The following is a 1,909-nucleotide window of genomic DNA, read 5'->3' as shown; positions in this document are numbered from 1 at the left end:
CCGCACCCCGCGGGGCGCGGTCCGCGACGGCGTGAGCCGGGCCGCCGACCTGCCCGCCGACACCGAGCCCTGGCGCGCGGCCGACCTGCTCGGCAACGGGCAGCGGATCCGGGCGAGCGACACCGTCCCGTTCGCGCTGTGGTCCGCCGCGCACCACCTGGGCAGCCTGACCGACGCCCTCTGGACCACCGCCGAGGGGCTCGGTGACGTGGACACCACCTGCGCGATCACCGGCGGAGTGGTCGCCGCCCGCACCGGCCTCGCGGACGTCCCGACGCAGTGGCTGGCCTGCCGCGAAGCCCTGCCCGCGTGGGTCGCCGAGGCCGAGGCCGAGGCCGAGGCATAGGCGCCGGCGCACGTCGAAGCAGGACAGGTCGGCCCGGTGGCCGAGGATGTCCCCGGCAAGGGCGGTTCGGGCTCTGGCCCCGGAACTGCACCGATGGGCGTCGGTTCCATCGCGGCGCCGGCGCCCCTCGGGGGCCGGCGCCCGGCACCCGGGGTCGGCGTCAGTAGATGAGGATGTCCCAGTGGCTGCCCTCGTTGCAGTACAGGTTGCCCGATGCGGCCTTCCACTGCGGGTAACCGTCGCCCCGGTAGCCGACGTAGGTGAAGCTGTTCTGGATGTAGCTGTCGATGCAGGAACTGCGGGCGATGTCGACCTTGTAGCCGTTGTAGTGGCTGTAGGTGCCGGAGGCGTGGCCCACCTCGGTCCCGCCCGTGATGTTGATGGCACAGCCGCTGGCCTGCTTGAGGGTGATGATGGCACTCACCGTCCCCGAGTTGATCTGCTCGAACGAGGTGCAGGTGGAGTTGGACCTGGTGGTACAGCCCCCACTGGAACTCCACGTGATGCCGGCGCTACTGAACTGACTGGCGGCCGTCGACTGCGACAGCTTGGTACCGCTGGCGCCGGCCGTGGGCGCCGAGACGGCGAGGCCGGCCAGGGCCAGGGCGACGACGGTGGCTGCGGTGCGTGGCTTCATCTGCATCTCCCGGTGAGGATGACGTGCATCCGACTGGACCCCCGGATCCTGCCGCGCCTCGGCAGGAGGGCGGGAAGTCCGGCGCCGGGCCGACGGAACCGGCCCGGACGAAGGGGTCGTACGAAGTGCTGTGACGCGGCAGTGCTCCGGCGCGAGGGCCGACCGATCCGTCCGGCCCCACCGCCCGCGGTTCCAGGGAAACGGGGAGCGGGCTTCGAGAACCGGCATCGCACCATGATGACCTACCGCTGTCTATGCGGGTAGACCCCGGTCTGTGAATTTCGCATGACGGGGAGCGGCCTCCCGCGCGTCGAAACGCTCCTTCGACCGGCCGGTCGTGAAGCCGCCGACATCCACCCGCGTGCGACTGCCGAGGACGGAGGCCGACCCCGGCTCGGAGATCCGCCAGGGTCCGGGGCTCACCCGGAGACGTCGACAGTGACTTCGTAACCGCGCTGCTCGGGCGGGCAGTTGAGGGCCTCGCCGCAGCTGGTACGGGTCGCGGTGAGGCGGGCGGTGCCGGGGGCACGGGCGGTGAAGGAGGCGGTGACGGTGCCGCAGCCGCCGCCGGGGCGGCAGGACGGGGACGGGGCGGTGGTCGGGGCGCCGTCCGGGGTGACGACGTCGGGGGCGGAACTGGTCGCGGCGGACCAGTAGGTGCTGTGGAGGGCGAGCGTGACGGTCGTGCCGACGGCGGCCTTCACCGTGGTGTGGTCGGCGTGCTCGTCCACCGTGACCGTCGCCGGGCTCGGGGCGGCCGACGTGGCGGTGGGCGTCGACGGGCCCGTTCCGGTGGAGGCGCAGGCGGCCAGGGTGAGCAGGGCGGCGGCGAGTGCCGGGGCGGCGGGTCTTCTCGGGTTCACGGTGGTTCCTCTTGCCGTTGTTCCAGGGGTTCCGGTTCGACGCACCGGCGGCCGGTCCGGATC

General features: G+C 72.9%; 3 protein-coding genes. 1 reads left to right on the top strand and 2 read right to left on the bottom strand.

The window, feature by feature from the left end; all coding sequences use genetic code 11:
• Positions 1 to 346 (top strand): ADP-ribosylglycohydrolase family protein (locus ACFU7Y_RS43555; RefSeq protein WP_380771994.1); only part of this gene is annotated, 346 nt, incomplete at its 5' end.
• A gap of 160 nt (positions 347 to 506) precedes the next feature.
• Here ACFU7Y_RS43555 and ACFU7Y_RS43550 read toward each other — a convergent pair.
• A complete protein-coding gene (locus ACFU7Y_RS43550; protein ID WP_374119913.1) occupies positions 507 to 989 on the bottom strand; it encodes a hypothetical protein in 483 nt (160 codons plus the stop codon).
• A 413-nt stretch (positions 990 to 1,402) separates the two neighbouring features.
• Positions 1,403 to 1,846 (bottom strand): protease inhibitor I42 family protein, encoded by a 444-nt coding sequence (locus ACFU7Y_RS43545; protein WP_224276390.1) that lies wholly within the window; start codon positions 1,844 to 1,846, stop codon positions 1,403 to 1,405.
• Between the last annotated feature and the right edge of the window lie 63 nt (positions 1,847 to 1,909).

It is taken from the genome of Kitasatospora sp. NPDC057542 (assembly GCF_042801945.1).
Lineage (GTDB): Bacteria > Actinomycetota > Actinomycetes > Streptomycetales > Streptomycetaceae > Kitasatospora.
The sequence above is the reverse complement of the archived record's forward strand: the minus strand, read 5'-3'. Positions and strand labels throughout refer to the sequence as shown.